Origin of the sequence: Nocardia sp. NPDC023852 (assembly GCF_040639505.1) — a bacterium.
Classification (GTDB): Bacteria; Actinomycetota; Actinomycetes; order Mycobacteriales; family Mycobacteriaceae; genus Nocardia.
The window spans coordinates 1-19,928 of the sequence record NZ_JBFAAB010000029.1 but is presented as its reverse complement, the minus strand read 5'-3'; the positions used below and the strand labels follow the sequence as shown (position 1 = coordinate 19,928).

The following is a 19,928-nucleotide window of genomic DNA, read 5'->3' as shown; positions in this document are numbered from 1 at the left end:
TCAGGTCATTGGGAGACACAACCTAGTCGGGGAGAGAGTTGGGGTCGCGTTGGCAGGTGAGGTCGGCACCGGGGAGGATACCGTCACGGAAGTAGGTGTTGACGACGTCGTTCACGCAGTGGCTCAGGTCGGCGCGGAGGATGCCGTGAACGCGGGTGTCTGCCAATGTGACCATTCGTGACGCTGTCAGGTCCTGGTGCAGTGCAAGGCCTTGCTGGTAGGCGGTGCGGGTGTCGCGGGTTGCCTGCAGGATCAGGGCTGGTGTCGGGTTGTGCACGGCGGTGGGTGGCTCGATGGGCTCCGGCCAGAACGCGCAGGCGGTGATGTTGTTGGCGAACGCGCCGAACACCGGTTGGCTCGCCCGGACGCGTTCGATGTTGCGGCGATACCAGGCCGGATCTCGGGGTGCGGCCTTGTCTCCGCACATGACTGCTGCCATGCCCGAGGCGTCCAGCGCAACGGGGCCGCTGATATTCGCCTTCAGCTGCTCCATGTCGATGGGCAGCCCGGACACTGCGTCGGCTATCAGCCGCACGACCTCGGCGAGGTTGGTGTTCTTGTGCGGATTCGACAACAGCGCCAGCAGCATCACCGGTACGGTGTGTTCATCGATGAGATAGCCGTTGCCGATGATCGGATGCGTGGCGGCACGGCGAATCATGTCCTCGACAAAGGCTCGGACCTGCGGTCCGCTGCTACCGAAGTGGTAGTCGGCGTCGTGGCGGGCCGCCCAGATCGCCCAGTCGTCCAGCCCGGCTTCGTTGACGGCGCCCATGTCCTGGTAGGTGCCGATCCAGTAGCGGTCCGGGTCTATGGCGCTGTCCAGCACGAACCGGTCACTGTGCTGAGGGAACATCTGCGTGTACACCGCGCCCAGGTAGGTGCCGTAGGAGCCGCCGTAATAGTTGACCTCGCGTTCACCGAATGCGCCTCGGATGACATCCATGTCCCGGGCGGTGTTGCGCGTGGTGATGAACTGGGCCTTCTCGCGATCAGGTAATACGCAGGAAGCCGCGAGGGCGGCGGCCAAGGTGGCGTCGCGCGCGTAGCCGAAAGCGTCGTAGCCGGCCGAGAACAACATGCTGGGCAGCGGCAGCGCACATTTCATCGGGTCCGATCGGCCGATACCACGCGGGTCCATGCCGATCAGGTCGTACTGGGCACGTACATCCGGTGTGAGCCGATCCCGGAGGTCGACCATCATGCCCAGGCCCGGACCGCCGGGACCGCCGGGGTTGGACAGCATGATCCCGCGTCTGCGGGCCGGGTCGGTGGCCGGGATGCGCGAGATCGCTACGGTCAGCTTGCGTGCGTCCGGTCGGTTGTAGTCGAGTGGTACGACAACGCCCGCGCAACGAGCCCCCGCAGCATCGAGAACTGCGTCGTTACACGGCTTCCAGTCCAGCTGCTGGTGATAGAACGACTCCAGCCCAGCCGGTATGTCATCGACCGGATCGGCGCTTGCCAGTCCCATGGGCAATGTGGCAAATGTGGCTGTCGATATGACCCCCAGCACGATCCATCGAATCCATTGTATCGGCATCGCATCTCCTGCCCGCGACCTCCGTGTACGCATCATTTTCCGCCGCACAGCCATTTCCGGGGTCTCGAACCGCCGACCATACTGCCATTTGCTGAAACCGGCTAGGCGAAGCAGTGGTTTCCAGAGGCATCACCCATGTTTACCCCGGTCACATCGGATTGAGCCTACGACATCATGCTTTGCGGTGTTCACCGACGTGCACGGAGAAAAGATCGGCGCGATAGCAGCGTATGCCAAGGAATTGCCCGCAATATCTCGGCCAGAATCAGCGCTGGTATCTGCTCGGACCATCTGACCTCCTCTCCTTGCTGGGCGGCGATGAAAATGGTTAAAACTTTCATCTGTGAGCGTGGCGTAGTTATGCTACCGTGATATGGACCCAAAGCGCTGCGGCGGGTCGGTGCGGGCCCGCAGTGCCCTGCGCGTCGGATAGTCGGAGGCGGGATGGAATCCGGGAATACATTATCGACATATCGGAAAAATGCGTGCCGCACAGCTACCGATGCGCCCGGCCTGCCGGTCGACTGCGCGCCCTGGCAACCAGTGATGTGGGGGCGGATCGGTCGGCAATGGCTTGCGGTCCTCGCGCTCGCCATGATCATGCTGTCGGCAGCATTGTCGATGCCGGTCGCGCGAGCCGCGGTGCAGCCACCTCGTGACGATCCCTTCTATGCCGCACCCACCGATCTCGCATCGCATCCGAACGGCGCGGTGCTCGGGTCGCGGACGATCACGTTGCTCGGCCTGCCGATACCAGTGGCCGCATGGCAATTGCGTTATCGCACAACTGATTCTGAAGAGAAACCGCAGCTGGACGTGACGACGGTCTTGGTGCCACCGGTGGCCTCGGCCGGGCCGCGGCCGGTGTTGTCGTACCAAATACCCGAGAACAGTCTCGACAGCCAGTGCGCGCCGTCTTCCACGCTGCGCGGCGGACGCATCACCGACATGGCGAGCACCATGCAGGAGGCGCCGTTCATCGCGGACGCACTGCGGCGCGGATGGGCTGTCGTGGTCAGCGATTACGAAGGGCCGCAATCCCGGCTCTTCGACGGCGTGACATCCGGGCGTGGAGTCCTGGATGGAATCCGGGCAGCACAGTCCTTCTCGCCGGCCGGGATCGATGCCTCCAGCCCGATCGGCACATGGGGATATTCGAGCGGAGCCTACGCCACGCTGTGGGCCACGCAGTTGCGCCGGGAGTACGCACCAGAGGTGCGGATCGTCGGCACCAGCGCCGGCGGAGTCCCCACCGATATCCCGACCATGGCACAACGCGCCGACGGCGCCGTGGGGGCGCTACTGATCCTGCTCGGGCTGGCCCGCAACGAACCCGACCCCCAGCTGGCCGACTTGCTGAACGACCGGGGCCGCCGCGCGCTGCTCGCCACAGGCACGTCCGCCTGCGGTGCGGATCTGGCTCAGAAATACCCCGACGTCCACATCGACGACTTCGCCGCGGTTCCGAACTTGTTGGCGCATCCCGCTTTCCGCAATGCAGCCGCGCCCAACGAACTCGGCGGCACCGCCCCCGACACCCCACTGTATCTGTACCACAGCGTCTCCGACGAGAAGATCCCCGTCGCCGGCTACACCGCCCTTGTGGATACCTACTGCGCTCAGGGCGCCACCCTCACCGCGATCCACTCGCCGTTCCCGACGCACGTCGGAGCCGCCGCGGGCGAAGCATTCGGCGGCATGAACTTCCTCGCTGACCGCTTCGCCGGCACCCCACCAGCCCCGGGGTGCGTGGTGCAGTAAAAGAAGAACCAATCTCAACTGCGCCAACACGTCACGTTGCCACGGTGAACGGCTGTTCATTCATTACGGACGGGCAGACGCCACGCCCTACGAGGGTTGGCGACATGTTTCGGCGGTGCAGGCATTGTCCCTGCGAGGGCCTCTTGACCATCCAGGGCTCCCGTCTCGCCGCTGGGTGAATGCGTGCTGTTGACAAACGTCTCCAAACCGTATGAGCGTCGTAAAGCGTGCCGTCAACGCAAACGTGTGTTCGTCGCCGACCTCGCCGCCGAGGACCGCGACCGCCGCGAGATCGAGCGGATCCGCCGCCACGACGACCGTCAGCGCCGGTGGCATGCTCGGGCACGAGCCAGTCGGCGGCGGTTCACCAGCGCCGACGCTCAGGAGGCCACGCTGCATCGCAAGGCGACGTGGTGCTCGCTGCGGCTGCGTGTGGTCATGGCCGTGGGGCTGGTTGTGGTCAGCGGTCAATGTCGGACGCAATCTTCCCGCCGACGGCCCGACCGGGCCCACATGGTGGCTTGCTGTGGATCCTGTCCTTCGGCATCGAGGCCGTGATCTCGGTACCGGTCTTGGAGATCATGTCTCGAGCCGCCACCGCCGCCCGGCTCGGTCACGGAGTGGAACGCACCAAGATCGTCGCTTTCGAAGCGACACTGTTGATCGCCACGGTCAGCCTCAATTGCGGACCGCACGTGGCCGGGAACTTCGGGCTCGCCGCGGAATACTCGGTCGCACCGATCATGGTGGTCGTTGCGCCACCTGCGCCGCATCAGCAACCAGCTCCCCCGACACTCTCGCCGGAATCCGCGACCGCGCCGTCATGCTGCTCGGGTTCGCGATCGGCTCCCGCCGCTCCGACCTCGCGGCACTCGACGTCGACGACATCACCATCGAGGACGAGGGCCTGGTGGTCAGGCTCCGCTACGGCAAGACCGGCGCCCGCACCGTCGCCGTGCCGCGCGGCGCCCACCCCAGCACCTGCCCATCCGCGCCGTCACCACCTGGACCGCCGAAGCCGAACTCCTCGACGGCCGGCTGTTCCTGCCCATCGACCGGCACGGCAACCCCGGAACCCGCAGGCTCTCCCCCGCGCCGTCGGCGAGATCATCACCCGCACCGCTGCCCGCGCGGAGATCGGCCAACACCTCACCGGCCACAGCCTGCGATCCGACATGGCCACCGAAGCCGGCCGCGCCGGGCACGACGCGAAAACCATTGCCGCCCAAGGCGGCTGGAAAGTGAACAGCTCCTCCCTCTATGGGTACATGCACATCGTCGACCCAACGCGCTCCAAGGCATCGGCCTCTAGCAGGTCTTCACGGCTTCACCATGCCCGACACCGACGCCTTCAACCCCGCCGTATTGCAGCGCCACCGGGACCGACTGCTCCCTACTCGACCAAACCCTGACGCAGCTGGATCCCGGATCATCGCTCCGACGTCGCCTGGGCGTCGTCAGTGGGCAGGTGGGCGCTGATGTGCCCCAGGCGCATCACCTCACCAGTGCTGTCGTACAGGACGACGGCGGTGACATCTATTCCGTCCCTGGAAGGTTGCTGACGGTTGAGTATGACCTTGGCGCCGCCGTCGAGTGCGACGGTCGTGTTGGGCGCCGGCGTCGTCGGCTGTGCCTGGCCATTGATCTGAAGCTCTCGAAATGTCAGGCGCACAGCAGGGGTGGCAGTGCCGCCGTGGGCTGCGGTGACGGTGACATCGAGGTCCATGGCGGTGGCAGCGGCCACCAGCGGGGCATTGGTTCCGGCCTGTGCGTTTGCCGCGGTGACTGTCCCGTGCACGGTGCGGATGTCGCCGCTGACGGTGCCGGAGAGTTCGCTTGCGCCACTTGTTATCTGAACCGACTGATCATGCCCGTTGGTCAGCTTGCCATTGGCAGCGGTGGTATGTTGCGAGACCGCGGCGGCCGATCGACCGATGTCGGAGGAGGCGAGTTCGTGGGGCGCCGTGGCCCGCGGCAGGTCTGCCACCGCCGCATGCCCGGACATCACCGGCACCTGTTGAACTAGCGCCAGACTGTGATGCGGTCCGACAGAGACGGCGGTGACACGTTTGCCGCCGGTCTTGGCCACGAGCCTGGAGCCCCGGCCCGCGGCGATGACATGTCCGCCTGCAGTCAGCGCTAGGCTTTCCCCGTCTCCCGCGGCGATGGCCACAATGCGCTTGCCCTTGGTGTTGGCCACGATGCCGGAAACCTCACCGCCTTCGTCCCAGCCGACGGCGATGACCTCGCCGTCGGCTGTCAACGCCAGGCTGTGGTTCGGTCCCGCGGCGATGGCGACGATGCGCTTGCCGGCGGTTGCGGCCTCGATGCCGGAAACCTGCTTGAAATCGTTGTCGCCTGCGGCTACCACCTGGCCGTCGGCCGTCAGTGCCAAAATGGTGATAAAGCCGCTGGCGATGGCGACGATGCGCTTGCCCTCGGTCTTGGCCAGGATGCCGGATACATTCTTGAAATAGTCGTCTCCGACTGCGATGATGCGACCTTCGGCGGTCAGCGCCACGCTTGTTTCGTCTCCCGCGGCGATGGCGACGATGCGCGTGCCCTCGGTTGCGGCTTCGATGCCGGAAACCTGCTTGTACCGGTCGTCGCCTGCGCCGACGACCCGACCGTCGGCGGTCAGCGCCAGATCGTAGCGAAATCCCGCAGAGATGGCGACAATTCGCTCGCCTTCGGTCTTGGCCAGGATCTCCGACGCCCTCTTGTAGCCCGCGGCGATGACATGGCCGTCGGCGGTCAGCGCCAGATCGTGGTTATCCCCCGCGGAGATGGCGACGACATCAGCGCCGTCGGTCTTGGTCTCCAATCCGGAACCTGCACCGTCGTTGAAGTCGTCTGCTCTGACAACCCGACTGATGACAGGTGTAACCGACTGATCTTCGAGGTTGTGGGTCGATTCGGACATTCGATATGCACCCCTCCGTCGACGAGCCCGTTCGCAATAACGCTGCGCTGGTGAGCATTTGGCTGATCGCCTTTCAGGCTACGCGGTGTGTCCGGCGGGCCGTGGTGATATCGGCGGTCGGTAGCGATCAGGCTTGCCGTCCCCGACAGGTACGCGCACGGTTGGCATTTCGGTGTGGACGTGACGGAAGCGCAACTGCCGGAGCGAGTGCAGGAGTCGCTGGCGCAGGCGACGGGCAGCGTGCTGGTGGACACGGCGGCGCTGGCGGCGGTGCGGGCCGCCCGCTCGGACATGGCGACACCAACGGCGGCAAATTCCTCCGGCACGTAGCCCGGCCCGACGCCGACGATCAGCCTGCCGTCGGCCACTCGGTCGAGGCTGGTCAACTCCTTGGCCAGCACCACGGCATTGCGCAGGGGCAGGAGGATGATGCCGCCGGCGACCTTAACCGTAGTAGTGTGCGCCACAACGAGTGTCAGCCCGACGACAGTGTCCAGCAGCGGAAGCGTGGGAGGCAGCGGGAATCCCGGCGGTGCGGGACTCCGCCGCGACGCGACACCAGTCGCATAGTGCGCTCGTCACGGTGCACCAACGGCTCCGCACGCAGACAGAGCGGATCGCCGGGGAACGAGGATCTTGTGCCGCACCAGACGCAACAGGTCGCAGGCCAATGGCGGGTCAACGGGGCTCGGTGGGGCGAAAACGCACTCCAGGGCATCGGCCTCGACGTCACCTCTAAGCCATGCTGTCTACCACGATATTTCACTGCATCGACGCAGATGTCTGCCGTGTCGGAACCAGTCGCGGTGGGGGATTATGACCGCCATGGAAATCGAGTCGGTCCACATCCATCAGCTCGGCCCTGACGACTGGCACCGCTTCCGCCGCATCCGGCTGCTGGCCCTCGCCGAGGCCCCCTACGCCTTCGGATCCACGCTGGCCCACGCACGGGCCCGCACCGACCAGGACTGGCGAGACCTACTCGCCGCCCGCACCCAGTTTCTCGGTACCGCAGGCGATCACGATCTCGGTACCGTCGGCGCAGTCGCGGAAAACAATGCCGCACATCTGATCTCGATGTGGGTGGCCCCCGAGGCACGCGGCACCGGTGTGGCCGACCTCCTCGTCCGCTCTGTCGTCGACTGGGCCACTGCCAGCGGCTACCCAGGTATCCACCTGGAGGTCTCCGGCGGAAACGAAACCGCCGAACGCCTCTACCACCGCCACGGCTTCCGCCGCACCGGCGCCGCAGGAGCCATCTCCCCCGAAGATCCGCGCCTGGAATTCGAAATGCGGCTTACTCTACCGGCGAACCCGTAGCGCCCGGCGACGTGTGCGCACGCACGCCTCGGCGCACCCGAGGCCCCAGCTCCCGACACCGAGGCCGGAACCGAAGACCGCATGAAGGCACGCTCGGTGAAAATGCCTCAGGAGCTGGACTTGCGTGTCGAGGTGCGCGCCGCGGGACTCGGCATGACCAAGAGCGCCTATTGCCGCTGGCTCGCCGATGAAGGACCTGAAAATCACGTACAGCGACGAGCCCGAGATGGTGTCACTGGAGCAAGCGCGCGAAATCGCCACTCGCGCGGTGGCCGAGGCTCTGGCGCGGTTGTCGCGCCGGCCCGGCCACGCCGCGATCGGCCTCATGTGCCTCACCCGATCCGTTCACGACGCAGTCCATGACCGCCACCCGCAGTGGAACCTTAAAAAACTGTCAACGGTGGGGATTTGGGAAAAACGACCGGCATAGTCGCCAGAGCGCGATGGAAAGCCCCTGGCCGCCAGACCAATTGATCGGCCGAGCAAGCGAGCCGTATTTCCGGGAGCGCGTCGAGCAGTTGATCAATCGCATTATTTGCGACCAGGTACGCAACGGACTTGGCCGGGCAGGCGTGCGGCCCGGTACCCCAAGCCAGATGCGAGTGGTTATCGGTGTAGTCCCCGTCGTGGATCGCCGGGTCGTTGTTGCACGCCGACATGCTGATGACCACCGGCTGGTGCGCGGGCAACCAGACACCATCGATCAGGGTCGGCTGCCTCGGGTAGGTGACGCTGAAGTTCGCCAACGGCGGGTCGGTGAACAGCAGCTCGTTGAGCGCGTCCTTCGTCGAAGGGGCCGCGCCGGGCACATTTCCGGCGAACCGGGGGTCGGTGAGCATAAGCAGCAGAGTGTTGGCCATCAGGTTCTGCAGCGGTTCGATCCCCGCGCCGTAGAGTGTGACCAGCTGATTGATCAACTCAGCGTCCGCGAGATTGGCCGGATGGGCCAAGAGTCGCGTGGTGATGTCGTCGCCCGGCTCAGCCCGCTTGAGGGTGATCAAGTCGAACAACGCACCGCCGAATATCGCGTTGACCTTGTCGGCGTCCACTCCTTCGAACATCGCGGCCATGCCGTAGGCCACCTGCTGGCCGATGTCCGGCGGGCAACCGGCAATGGAGTTGAGCACGGCAAAGGTCAGCGGGAAGGCGTACTGGCTGATCAGGTCGGCCGCGCCGTCCTCGCAGAACGTATTGATCAGCGGGACCGCGACCTCCTCGACGGCACTGTGAAGGGCGTGCAGATCGATCCCGTCAATGGCGGCGGCGTTGGCCTGCCGGTAGCGCGCGTGCTCGAGTCCCGCACTGCGCAAGGCATTCGGGCGCCACTCCAGCATGGGCAGGATCGGACAATCGGCGGGTACGCTCTGCTGCCAGGTGCGCGGGTCGGCCGGGAAATGGTCAGGATCGTTGGAGATTCGCACTGCGGTGTGGTAGCCGATCACCAGCGTGGCGGGGACACCGGGCGACAGCTCGACCGGCACCAGCGAACCATACTGGCGGCGCATCTCGCGGTAGGCATGATGCGGGTCGGTGGCGAATTCCTCTGAGTACATCGCGAATCGGGGAACGTCGGTGTCGATCGGTGATCCGTGCCCGGCAGGGCAAGCGCCGGCTTGGGTTGAGTGCTGTGGTGTGGTCAAAGACGTGACTCCAGGAAAGGAACAGGATACGACGGGCGTGTGAGTGAACTCGGGTGTGCCTTGCTCGGGTGCGGAGACAGTATAAGGGTGTGTCTACTGCCAGGCGATGGCGGCAAGATGTCCTGTCTGACAGCATTTCTCGCTTGAACACTCACGAAAGTGAGGCTATGCCATGCCGCTGGATACACCGGCAGCGCCCAAACCCACTCGAGACGAAACTGAGCGACGGGCTCTTCCCGTTAGAAAGCCACGAGTTCACTGATGAGCTAGGCCGATACATCTCGACGAGTTGTCCTATACCTGCTCCGGCGTGAACGTGGTGTCGCAGAACCCGTCGACGCAGGCGCGGATGACGGGGTCCCAGGTGTTCTGTTCGGCGCCCCGATCAGCTCGGTGGTGACCTGGATCGGGAGCGGGTATGCGAATCGCTTGCTCGTCGCACCCTGCGGGGTCGCCGACAGCTGGTCCACCTGGCTGTCGGTGATTGGCGCGATGCGCGGACGCAGCGCTGCGGTGCGACGGTGAGGGAATGCCGGTGCGAACAGTGCTCACCAACGACGGGTTCGCGGGCGGCCTTGTCGGCGGTAGCCTCTCGACACGTGACGCGCTGGATAGGGTGCTGTTCACCGACCCGCCGTTGGCGAACCACTGCGTCAGCTACCCGAGGCAGCCGATATTGATCGATAATGTCTGGCTGCCCGCGCACCAGCCGGTCGTCATCAGCATGACCGCGTGTAACAACGACCCGGCGATCCACAACGGGGACTACATCGACAACAGCTCACACCTGGCGTTCAGTACTGGACCGCACGCCTGCCCCGCCCGGTCGCTGGCGTACCAGATCGCAATGGACGCCATCGATCAGCTGCTCGACGCACTGCCCGAAATGCGGCTTGCTTGCCCGGCTGACCAATTGTCGTGGCGGCCGGGGGCTTTCCACCGCGCTCTGACCGAACTACCGGTCGTCTTTTCCGCATCGCCGCCGCTGAACATCGCCTAAAGCCAGTTCCCTCGAACGAACGCACCCGCGTCGGACCTGTCCGCGCACCCACCGCAGGCCTTACGACCCGCACAACCTACCCACCCGGCCACCGCCTAGGAGGAAATTGATGGAAACAGGAAAAGTGCAGGTAAACGGGGCGACTTTGGCATACTCGGTGGCGGGGCCGGTCGACGGTCCACCGGTCGTGGGCACGCCTTCGCTGTTCATGGATCGGACCATGCTGTACCCGCTGATGCACCGTCTCGCCGGGCGCGGGCATCGGGTGTACGTCCTGGACCATCGCGGACAGGGCGAGAGCGCCCGTGCCCCGCGAGAACAGTTGACCATGCCCAAGCTCGCTGAGGACAACGCGGCATTCATCCAAAACTCGGATTGGGAAAGGTCGACTACTTCGGCAACAGCCAGGGCGGCATGGTCGCGTTGTGGCTGCTCGCGCTGTATCCGCACCTCGTCCGTTCCGTCGCCACGCTCGGGTCCTCAGCCGAAATCGAATACCGGCGCCCCGAGTTCGACCCGCTGATCGACCACCTCAGCGAGCACGGCGTCGCCGGCGAGATCCAGACCGAGCAAGGGCCACAAGATGTGCTCGACACGGTCACCTACATCATGTTCGGCAATTGGAGCATGACCCACCATAAGTCGCTGATCACCGCCTGGCAGAACAACTTCCGGCGGCTCGACAAGACTATCGGCGACGCCGCGTTTCAGGTCGTCGACCGGCCCGCCCTGCCCGAGCGCCTGGGCGGATGCAACGTGCCAGTGCTAGGCATCGCCGGCGACGATGACCAGGCCTACCCGGCGGATATTTCCGGGGAGGGCGTCGCCAAAGCGACCGGAGGCCGTCATGTGACAGTCCCGCGAGGCGGCCACTCGGTGGCGCTCGAACAAGCCGATCTGGTGGCGCCGCATCTGGAGAAGCTCTTCGCTCTGGCAGACCAGTCCTAACTAACCCCTCCAGGTAGGCATCCGCTGCAGCAGCATCACAATCCTTTTCAAGTCACCACCTCGATGATGGCCTGCGATTTTCGCCATCCAGGTTGAGGTGGCCTGACCCACCCCGGCTGGGTCGGTCCGCGAGACCGACCCAGCCGGGGGTCCGTCGCAACCTTACGAGCGTCTGCCCCAAAGCGTCGTGGCTGTGGGTGCGATCTCTGTTGCATTCGGTGGTAGGCCAGCGGCTGATGCTCCTCGGCCCGACCACACTGATGGGGAATCGGTTGCTGGCCGACATGATCGCATGCTCAATGAACTCGGCGAGAAGCTGCCGGAAGTCGCTGACCGCCTCGACGTCGCCCTGTCACCCTGGACTTGATCGTTTCGAGATTGCTTCTGCTGCAACAGTTTCCCTCGTCGTGACCATGGTCACGGCGAGGGATGGTTTCAGCTCAAAGTGTTCGTGTACTGCGTTACGAACGTGTTCGTTGCCTCGAAAGGCGTGCGAAGGAGCCCTGTAGGGATGTCGAACGCACCGACGAGGTCGAGAAGGTGCGGAGCCAGCAGGTCATGCACCTCGGTCAGCATGTCCGGCAACGGTCTTGACGTCTTGGGGAACGGACCATCAGGTAGCATCGCCGCGCCATGGGCTAGGCACTGGCGGATGCCGAAGAGGGTAATGATGTTCTCCACTACACGTCGGGGGCCGACGGGAAGCCGACTGGCGTGGTCGGCGAGTGCCTTCACTGCCCGGTATACGAGGTGCGCTTCAGCCGCGGCCAGGGCCAGGTGATAGGCACTGTCCCAACGTGTCTGGCGGTCGCTAGCGGTGTTCTTGTATGCTTCCAGCGCTCTGTGCTGAAGGTAGAGTTCACGGGCGGCCATCCATTCCAGCCAGCTGTCGGGGGTGTCAATATCGCAGGGCTGGAGGTTGTCCAAGCATCCTGGTGTCCACTCATCGGGGAGGGATAGTCGTCGGTAGGCGGCTTGTAGCGCGATCACGTAGCTGTCACCTTCGGCAGTAGCCGCAGCGTCACGGAGATCGCGATACTCCACGACCTTGTTGTGTGCGAAGACTCCTTGAGCGCCGAGTCTGTCGCGCACTTCGTTGCATACGTGCACTGCTGTGGAGGTTGTGAAGTGCTTCGTCAACGAAACAAGGTCGGTGATCGGTGGCGCTTGTTCGTCGTCGGTGGCTGCCTCGAAAGCGTCGATGGCTAGCCGCACGGCACTGGTGGCGACGTAGGTGTCGGTTACAGCATCCAACAGCCGATCACGATGCGCGGGAACCTCTGATAGCGGAACGCGGCCGCCGGCCATGCTCGCGATGTCCCGTTGCGTACCGTGGCGCACGGCGATAGATAGGGCGGCCCGAGAAACGGCCGCAGCCATGGCCGATATACATAGCCGTCCCAACCGCACCCGACTGATCGCGCGCCACGCCTGGTTGTCGGAGGGAATAGGTGAGACCAATTCGCCATCTTCGTCGATTCGGGTCCCTGTATGAGACAGCAGGCACTCGCCTGACACGCGCACACCGTCGAAGCGAGTCAACGAGTTGTCCATCCCTAGTCCCTTTTCAGGCAAGCGCCGGATGGTGATGCCCGGTCGAAGGGTTCCATCCGCATTGGTCAGCCGAACCAGGAACGGATATGTACCCCGGTCGACTCCGCCCAGGATCAGCCGGGCGAAGACGATGCCGAACCGCGCTACGCCGGGCAGCGGCGGCGGAGCGGTGGTGCCCATGAACTTCGCTGCCGTGTCCGTCGGCGTGTGCAGCACGAATCCTCCACCATCGGACGGGTCGTACACCGCGGTTGTTTCCAGGTTGTTCAAGTCACTGCCATGACCGAGTTCGGTAAGCACATACGCACCCACCGCCTGGCCCTGCAGCAGCTCTGTCAAAGCCGCCGCAACGTCGCCGTCGCGCGAGTGTTGTTCCAGCAGAGTCCCCAGTACGAGGTTCACTTGCACCGTCAGCAGAGAGCCGAAATGGGGATCAACGATAGTGGCCTGCTCATGTAACGCCACCAGTTCCGAAAGATCGGACGTGATCTCGGTGGCTTGCAGGTACGGGAGCAGCCACATGTACCGTTCATAAGCCCTGTCCCCCGGGCGCTCCTTGGCAGCCCACCAATTCTGCTCGAATACTGGATCGCTAAATAACTTGTTCCAACGCTTGGATGCGGCGTGTCGATTGCCGAACAATAGAACCGCGAGGTTATTTGCAGTTTCGCTTGAATTTGTAGACATAGGTCAACCTTCCACCCATTTGTCGACCTCGGCCGCAACTCGACGACCTCGGTCTTCAACTCCGCCATCCGTGTGTCCTGCTCGGTCACGCGCGCGATCATTCCAGCTCGCGACGCCAGGGCAGTAAACTCGTCATATAGGTTGGTCAGGACACGAAACATATTGTGCCACAGAATGTCCCATCACAGCACGAAAACGGTCTCAGCACGCCTGACTATCACCACTCTGCCCAGCTCATCGAAGTGCGGAGTGTGGCGAGGGGCCCTTTGGGTCTTTGGGGTCTATTCGAGCGGTAGGGTAAGCGGATCCCGTCAGCTGGAATGCGTTGTGTCGCAAAGTGCGACGCGACTTTGTTCATCAAAGATGTTCTGCTACAAACTATTTCGGCGACGAGGGCCGCACCGTGTGTACCAATCCAGGCCCTTGGAATCCTGTGGCTGTCGCCCGGCCGCAGGGTGTCGGTATGTCGCGGGCTGCGACACCGAGCGACCTGCGGCTATCGGGCTACCGGCGCACCGGGCCCACGGATGATAGGCGGGGTTCACAGGGGCGGGCTTCGCAATCGAGGCGACATCGAACACCAACCCACCGGCGACATTGCCCGCGCCCACCCCGCCGAGCACCCAGATCCTATCCCGGCTCAGGTTGATCGCCTACCGGCCCACAAAGACACCAGTCAGCGACCGCATCGGCCGGTCGTCCCACTGGTTGCCGGAGCGCGGTTGACCAACAGCCGCAAACGAGCAAGCTTGGCTGGGCTGAGATTCAGTTGCTCGGGTTCGGGTTCAGCCAGTCCTTCGGCCTCGGAACAACGCAGGTTGCCCGCTCGACGTTCTGCCGTCGGCGGTAGGGGCAGCGGAGCGGCGATGATGCCGACGGCAGCAGTCGATGCCGACACGTCCAGCACCGTCCTGCCGTCCTCGATCTTCTGGGCATGAACAACGGCCACCACGTCGACCAGCCGCTGGTTTCCCTCGCTTGCTGTCACCATGACTGGTGCAACCACCTTGGCGGAGCCGACCACGATCAGCACCGCTTCATCGACGGCCAGGAAGGCAGCCAGGCCTGCCACCGCGACCTCGACGCCGATTCGCCCTGGCACCAGTCTTAAGTAGCCGAGTTCAGGGTGTTCGCAGGAGCGTGGACACGATCTCGGCTGCACCGATGAATTTTGTGTGGATCCGCCGTCGATACCGCTGGATACACCGACAGCGGTGGGCCTGTGCTGGGACTGTTCCAGTGCGGAAGGAACCACATGGAGGCAATGATGAGCGTCGACAAACCTGCGCACGAGCAAACGGTCCGGACGGGTGAGCAGGGGGGCGCAGTGAGCAGTCCCAGGGTGCTGGTGGCGGGGGCGAGCATCGCGGGGCCCGCGCTGGCGCACTGGCTGCACCGGCGAGGGGCCGAGGTGACCGTGGTGGAGCGGGCCCCCGAGCTGCGTCCCGGTGGGCAGGCGGTGGACGCGCGCGGGGTGACCAAGGAGGTCATCCGGCGGATGGGGCTGGACAAAGCGGTGCGCGCGGCCTGCACCGAGACCGCCGGCGCACACACCGTGGACGCGGATGGGAACGTGCTGGAGATCTTCCGCGCGGACGACGACGGCGGCGATGGGTACATCGCGGAGATCGAGATCCTGCGCGGGGACCTGTCCCGGGTGCTCCACGACGACACCCGCGACGGTGTCGAGTACATCTTCGGCGACCGGATCGCCGAGCTCACCCAGGACGCGGACGGGGTCGACGTGACCTTCGAAGGCGGCGACCGGCGGCGCTTCGACCTGGTGGTCGGGGCGGACGGGCTGCACTCGGCGCTGCGAGCGATGGTCTTCGGGCCGCGGGAGCGGTTTGTCCGCCATCTCGGGCACGTGCTGGCCTTCTACAGTGTGCCCAACGAGTTCGGGCTGGACCGCTGGCTGATCGACTATCACGAGTCCGGGCGCTCCGCCGGCCTGCGGCCCATCCAGGACGCCACCCGGGCGATGGCCATGTTCTCCTTCCCCTCGGGGGACTTCGACGTCGACTACCGCGACGTCGAGGCCCAGAAGCGCCTGCTGCGCGAGCGGATGGCCGGCATGGGCTGGTTGACCCCGCACATCCTCGCGCACCTGGACGACACCCCGGACTTCTACCTCGACCAGGTCGCCCAGGTGGTGATGGACCGCTGGTCGAACGGGCGGGTGGGGCTGCTCGGGGACGCGGCGTTCAGCTCGTCGCCGATGTCCGGGCAGGGCACCGGGCTGGCCCTTGTCGGCGCCTACCTGCTGGCCGGAGAGCTGGCCGCCGCCGGATGGGACCCGCAGGCCGGGTTCGCCGGCTACGAGCGGCGGATGCGCTCGTTCGTCGAGGCCAACCAGGAGATCGGCCGGTTGCACGCTCGTAGCCTCACCGTCCCCGCGCCGCAGGTCGAGCCGGGCACCGAGCCCGACGTCGAATGGGATCTCGAGCTGATCGAGCGTGCGATCAACGGCATCGAGCTGCCCGACTTCGCAGGGGTGCCGGACTCCGGGGCCCCGGCCGAACCGCCGATCACCTCGTCGGCCAAGCCGTAGACGTCACATCGACGTGTCGACAGGGACGACGCTGCGGTAGGCCCGCCGGACTACGTCCGCTCATGCCGCACACCGTGCTGACCGAACCGGCGCGGTGGGCCTGCAGGTGAGACCTGCTGTGGCTCAGACCATCCGGTGATGCCACGGTCTGAAGGATCCGGTCGCGGTCCTGCGATGGCTCCACTGATCGACGCAGGAGGCGAGCTAGAACGCCGAAGTGTGGGGCTGGAGTTCGAGATCGTTTCGAATGGCCGCCGCCAGCAGCTTCTGAAAGGACTCCTCGAGGGGTCTGATCTCAGCTGTCCATGAGTCCCAATCATGATGTGCGGTCGCGGCTTTGGTTCCGCAAACATCAATGAGGTCGTCGACAAGCTTGGCGGCGTGGGCGACGCCGGGCGATCCGTGCACCAGAACGGACATGAATGCGCCGTTCCCTTGATCCAGGGCAGCTAACCCGCTGGGACTCAGTAGCGCCCAATTTCGGGGGTCTCTCGGATGCTGAGTAATACTCGCGCCTGCGATCCCGTCCTGCTCACGCAGGATGCCCCAGTAGGCTTCGGCAATCCGAAGATAGCTGGTGGCGCGCTGATCTCGACGTCAACGCGCCGACTCCGCTCGGGTGTCCCAGAACCGGCCGATTGCGATACCGAACATGCCGGCGAATGCCGCCACGAGCGCGGTCACCATGTTGACGTCCCCTCCTTGATCCAGTGGGATGCTACCGCGACTTCCTGGGTGAAGTCCTCGACCACTGTGCGCCAGCCGTATTCGCGGCGGACCCGATCGAAGCTGAGCGGCGGGTCGCGGACCCGCGCACGAGGTTGTCCTTCTGGGTCGTCATCAAGGAGGTCGCGGTGGATCGGCAGGCGCACCCGCGTGTGCTGAGTGCGTCGATACCAGTGCGCGGCTTGCCAGTGGGTGTCGTGCAGTGCTGGGAAACGGGTATCTTGTCGACCCGCCACATCCTGGATCGAACCCCGACCATGCACCCGGACGGCGAGACGGTCAACGAGGAATGGCCGGAACATCACCGCGAGTTCCATCGGGCACTGATCGCGGGCTGCGGCAACCCTCGACTGGAGGGCATCGCACAGTCCCTGCGCGACAGCGCCGAGCTGTACCGGCGGACCCATGGGGTAGCGACCGAGTTCGGCCCAGCCGTACCCGCACTCGGGTGGCGGGCGTGCGTCTCACGACGTCCAGGAGCGTGGTGGCTCGACGGCTGGCGCGCTGGTACTCGGCCATCACATCGGCACGGCTCCAGTCTCGCCGTCGGTCGACGGGGTCTTCGTTCAGCTGTTCGAGGCTGGCGGCGAAGGTCGTGCGCAGCCCGGCGGGTGTGTAGAAGTTCCGCGCCGTCGCACCGATGTGGGCGACGACGTCGGTGATGCGCCATCCAGCTGCGGCGCTGGGCGCGGTCTATTCCTCGTCGGTGAGGCTGGTGGTGAAGTTCAGCATCTCGGCGCGTTCGGCGCGGAGGGCGGCGACCATGTTCGGTAGGTCCGCCGCGGGCAGGCGATCGGTCATGTTGCCTTCTTCTCTGGTTGTGAGGTGGGACGGCGGATCGCCTGTACGGCCGCGTCGTACAGGTCGAACTGGTCGCCCCGTCCGCCCAGGCGCATCCACTCGTCTGTTGCTGCCTGAAGGCAGGCGATCGCCGCGGCCGCGATCGCGCGCGCCTGCAGGGTGCGGCGGTCGGAGTCGGGCAGTCGCGGCTCGATCAACGGCGCGAGCAGGTCTTGCCAGCGAGCCTGCTTCTCGGCGTGCCCAGCGCGCAGGCTCTCATTGCCGAACAGCAGCGTGGTCATCTCGAGCCGGCGCTCGACACTCATGTCGATCTCCCCGAGCACCTGGAACGCCGCGCGCAGCGACGTCCACGGGTCCTCATCGGCCGGGCGCTCGGCGAAGCGGGCAGCGATCAGCTCGCCCTGTTCGGACAGGCCACCGAGTGCGAGGTCTTCCTTGTTGCGGAAGTAGTTGAACAAGGTTCGCCGAGAGACACCCGCTGCGGCGGCGACCTCCTCGAGTGTCGTGTCGTCGTACCCCTTGGCGGCGAACAGATCGAGGGCGGTTCGGGCGAGTAGCGAGCGGACCACCGAGCGGGTCTGCTCACGAAGAGGTGCCGGTTTCTGAGCCATGCACCGATGGTACATCTCTTCGTGCTATGTAATAACTTGCACGCCGTGCAATAATGTGCGTAGAGTGCATGTCATGAGCAAAATTGACTATCGCCACCAGACCGTCATCGTCACCGGAGCGAGTTCCGGGCTCGGCGCGGAATTCGCGCGCCAGTTGGCCTGTCGCGGCTCGGATCTCGTACTCGTCGCCCGCCGAGCGGACCGGCTCGAGAACCTGGCCGACGAACTCACCCGCGCCCACGGCGTCACGGTGACCGTCGTCGCCCGCGACCTCGGCCTGCCCGACGCTGGTCGCACGCTGCGCGCCGAACTCGAATCCCGCGGTATTTACGCCACCGGACTCGTCAACAACGCCGGCTTCGGCACCCACGACGCCCTCACCGACGAGGATCCAGACCGCCTGCAGAGCATGATCGCGCTGAACGTCAGCGCGCTGGTCGACCTCAGCCGCGCCTACATCGATCCGCTGGCCTCCGCCGACACCGGCGTCCTGATCAACGTCGCGAGCCTGCTGGGCTTCCAGCCGACCCCGTACATGAGCGTCTACGGCGCCACCAAGGCCTTCGTTCTCAGCTTCACCGAATCGCTGTGGGAAGAGAACCGCGACACCGGTCTACGTGTCCTCGCCGTGTGCCCCGGCGCCATGCAGACCGAGTTCTTCGACGCCGCCGGTAGCCAGTCGGCCGACTACGGCGCGAAGCGAGCCACCCCTGCCGACGTCGTCAGGACGGCCCTCGACACGCTCGACCGCCGCTCCGCGCCCCCGTCGGTGATCACCAACGGCCGCCCGCTGGCCCTCGCCAGCAAGTTCCTGCCGCGCCGCCTGATCGTCCGGTTCATGGGCCGGATGGCCCGCCGTTAGCGGGCGCTGCTCCTGCGTCGCCCTAGGTGCGCCGGATGTGTTCAGGGTCACGCAGTAGCGCCATCTGCTCCGCGTTCGTCAGCTCGATCAGGTCACCGACCGCAGTCGAGGCTTCCTCGTACTTCTTCGCTGCCGATGCTGCTGCGGCGCGATCTCGGTCAGTGAGCTGGGGCCATAGGCGAGGAATGCCTGATGGATGGCGATCGCGGTCTCCTCGGTCAGTGCCGCACGCCATGCCTGGGCCGGAAGCTCGTTGCGAATGGCGTCAGCGAGTTGCCCGGATCTGGCGACGATCACAGGGATGCGGGCTTCCTCGGGCGTGAGCAGGATTCCTGTTCGTCGCGCGAGCGCGCCGGAGGCCAAAAGTATCAGGCGCGCAGGGATAGTCGGCGGCGGAATCGGCGGGCTCACCGCGGCGATCGCGTTGCGAGCGGCTGGCTGGGAGGTGACGGTCTATGAGCGAGCCGCCGAGTTCACCGAGGTCGAAGCCGGGGTCATGCTGACCTCGAACGTGCTAGCTGCCCTCGATCTGATCGGGGTGGGCGAACCCATCCGGGCTGAGGCCATGACGGACCACATCGGCGGGCTCCGTAGCCGGCATGGGCGCGAACTGGTGTGGGGACGGGTGCGTGAGGTAATCGGCGGCGACGATCTCGTGGTGGTCCATCGCGCCGATCTCATCGCTGTTCTGGTCGACGCGCTTCCGTCGGAGTGTTTGCGTCCCGGGTCCAGGGTTATCCGAGTCGACGCGTCCGGAGAAATCGAAACCGCCGAGGGCACTAACCAATTCGACCTCGTGGTCGCGGCGGACGGAATGCACAGTCTCACCCGCTGCCAAATCTGGCCGGAGGCGGGTGCGGTCCGGCACACCGGGATCACCGGCTGGCGATGGATCGTCGACGCTCGGCCGCCGGAGTGGGTGGGCCTGGTGTTCGGGTATCGGGCCGAGTTCGGCATCCTGCCGATGGCGGGCAACCGGATCTACGCCTTCGCGGGCACTC

Annotated in this window: 18 protein-coding genes and 2 pseudogenes; 8 read left to right on the top strand and 12 right to left on the bottom strand. The window is 65.3% G+C overall.

The genetic code is table 11. The features are described 5' to 3' along the window. Positions 1-22 precede the first annotated feature (22 nt). Positions 23-1,474: an alpha/beta fold hydrolase gene (locus tag AB0H00_RS27625; protein WP_357271954.1), complete on the bottom strand. Its 1,452-nt coding sequence runs from the start codon at positions 1,472-1,474 to the stop codon at positions 23-25. Between the two features lie 615 nt (positions 1,475-2,089). Here AB0H00_RS27625 and AB0H00_RS27620 point away from each other — a divergent pair. Next, complete coding sequence (locus AB0H00_RS27620; RefSeq protein ID WP_357271950.1) at positions 2,090-3,304, top strand: lipase family protein; 1,215 nt, start codon at positions 2,090-2,092, stop codon at positions 3,302-3,304. A 772-nt stretch (positions 3,305-4,076) separates the two neighbouring features. Here AB0H00_RS27620 and AB0H00_RS27615 read toward each other — a convergent pair. From AB0H00_RS27615 to AB0H00_RS27605, 3 genes are all read right to left on the bottom strand, one after another. Further along, positions 4,077-4,277, bottom strand: a complete 201-nt coding sequence (locus AB0H00_RS27615; protein ID WP_357271948.1) for a hypothetical protein — start codon at positions 4,275-4,277, stop codon at positions 4,077-4,079. Between the two features lie 456 nt (positions 4,278-4,733). Beyond that, complete coding sequence (locus AB0H00_RS27610) at positions 4,734-6,128, bottom strand: choice-of-anchor P family protein (protein WP_357271946.1); 1,395 nt, start codon at positions 6,126-6,128, stop codon at positions 4,734-4,736. Then, on the bottom strand, positions 6,059-6,694 hold the full coding sequence (locus AB0H00_RS27605; protein ID WP_357271943.1) for an LLM class flavin-dependent oxidoreductase: 636 nt from the start codon (positions 6,692-6,694) through the stop codon (positions 6,059-6,061). The genes AB0H00_RS27610 and AB0H00_RS27605 overlap by 70 nt, the downstream gene beginning before the upstream one ends. 349 nt (positions 6,695-7,043) lie before the next feature. Between AB0H00_RS27605 and AB0H00_RS27600 the strand changes: the two genes are divergently transcribed. Further along, positions 7,044-7,547, top strand: a complete 504-nt coding sequence (locus tag AB0H00_RS27600; RefSeq protein ID WP_357271941.1) for a GNAT family N-acetyltransferase — start codon at positions 7,044-7,046, stop codon at positions 7,545-7,547. A gap of 304 nt (positions 7,548-7,851) precedes the next feature. On the opposite strand, the pseudogene AB0H00_RS27595 reads toward AB0H00_RS27600, so the two are convergent. After that, positions 7,852-7,932, bottom strand: a pseudogene (locus AB0H00_RS27595) (hypothetical protein); the annotation flags it as partial. Continuing rightward, positions 7,931-9,100, bottom strand: a complete 1,170-nt coding sequence (locus AB0H00_RS27590; protein WP_357271939.1) for a cytochrome P450 — start codon at positions 9,098-9,100, stop codon at positions 7,931-7,933. The pseudogene AB0H00_RS27595 and the gene AB0H00_RS27590, both read right to left, overlap by 2 nt. 631 nt (positions 9,101-9,731) lie before the next feature. Between AB0H00_RS27590 and AB0H00_RS27585 the strand changes: the two are divergent. Next, a pseudogene (locus AB0H00_RS27585) lies at positions 9,732-10,187 on the top strand (cytochrome P450); the annotation flags it as partial. Positions 10,188-10,610: 423 nt separating this feature from the next. Continuing rightward, on the top strand, positions 10,611-11,135 hold the full coding sequence (locus AB0H00_RS27580; RefSeq protein WP_357271936.1) for an alpha/beta hydrolase: 525 nt from the start codon (positions 10,611-10,613) through the stop codon (positions 11,133-11,135). 435 nt (positions 11,136-11,570) lie between these two features. On the opposite strand, the gene AB0H00_RS27575 is transcribed toward AB0H00_RS27580, so the two are convergent. Both AB0H00_RS27575 and AB0H00_RS27570 read right to left on the bottom strand, forming a co-directional pair. Then, positions 11,571-13,376: an acyl-CoA dehydrogenase family protein gene (locus tag AB0H00_RS27575; protein WP_357271934.1), complete on the bottom strand. Its 1,806-nt coding sequence runs from the start codon at positions 13,374-13,376 to the stop codon at positions 11,571-11,573. Between the two features lie 676 nt (positions 13,377-14,052). Continuing rightward, entirely contained in the window at positions 14,053-14,667 is a 615-nt protein-coding gene (locus tag AB0H00_RS27570; protein WP_357271932.1) for a hypothetical protein, read from the bottom strand. Positions 14,668-14,703: 36 nt separating this feature from the next. Between AB0H00_RS27570 and AB0H00_RS27565 the strand changes: the two genes are divergently transcribed. Then, on the top strand, positions 14,704-15,927 hold the full coding sequence (locus tag AB0H00_RS27565) for an FAD-dependent monooxygenase (protein ID WP_357271930.1): 1,224 nt from the start codon (positions 14,704-14,706) through the stop codon (positions 15,925-15,927). A gap of 204 nt (positions 15,928-16,131) precedes the next feature. Here AB0H00_RS27565 and AB0H00_RS27560 read toward each other — a convergent pair whose 3' ends face one another. After that, on the bottom strand, positions 16,132-16,347 hold the full coding sequence (locus AB0H00_RS27560; protein WP_357271928.1) for a hypothetical protein: 216 nt from the start codon (positions 16,345-16,347) through the stop codon (positions 16,132-16,134). A gap of 260 nt (positions 16,348-16,607) precedes the next feature. Beyond that, entirely contained in the window at positions 16,608-17,060 is a 453-nt protein-coding gene (locus AB0H00_RS27555) for a hypothetical protein (RefSeq protein ID WP_357272055.1), read from the bottom strand. Between AB0H00_RS27555 and AB0H00_RS27550 the strand changes: the two genes are divergently transcribed. Further along, positions 16,977-17,315, top strand: a complete 339-nt coding sequence (locus AB0H00_RS27550; protein WP_357272045.1) for a hypothetical protein — start codon at positions 16,977-16,979, stop codon at positions 17,313-17,315. The genes AB0H00_RS27555 and AB0H00_RS27550 overlap by 84 nt on opposite strands. Positions 17,316-17,450: 135 nt before the next feature. Here the strand turns inward: AB0H00_RS27550 and AB0H00_RS27545 are convergent, their stop codons facing one another. Next, complete coding sequence (locus tag AB0H00_RS27545; RefSeq protein WP_357271926.1) at positions 17,451-18,065, bottom strand: helix-turn-helix domain-containing protein; 615 nt, start codon at positions 18,063-18,065, stop codon at positions 17,451-17,453. 73 nt (positions 18,066-18,138) lie between these two features. Between AB0H00_RS27545 and AB0H00_RS27540 the strand changes: the two genes are divergently transcribed. Continuing rightward, the gene (locus AB0H00_RS27540) at positions 18,139-18,927 is read left to right on the top strand and encodes an SDR family oxidoreductase (RefSeq protein WP_357271923.1); all 789 of its coding nucleotides are present in this window, start codon (positions 18,139-18,141) and stop codon (positions 18,925-18,927) included. An 87-nt stretch (positions 18,928-19,014) separates the two neighbouring features. Here the strand turns inward: AB0H00_RS27540 and AB0H00_RS27535 are convergent, their stop codons facing one another. Further along, positions 19,015-19,338: a hypothetical protein gene (locus tag AB0H00_RS27535; RefSeq protein ID WP_357272053.1), complete on the bottom strand. Its 324-nt coding sequence runs from the start codon at positions 19,336-19,338 to the stop codon at positions 19,015-19,017. On the opposite strand from AB0H00_RS27535, the gene AB0H00_RS27530 reads away from it, so the two are divergent. Continuing rightward, positions 19,229-19,928, top strand: a 700-nt coding sequence (locus tag AB0H00_RS27530) for an FAD-dependent monooxygenase (protein WP_357271920.1), incomplete at its 3' end; no start/stop codon positions are given. The two genes, AB0H00_RS27535 and AB0H00_RS27530, sit on opposite strands and share 110 nt — an antisense overlap.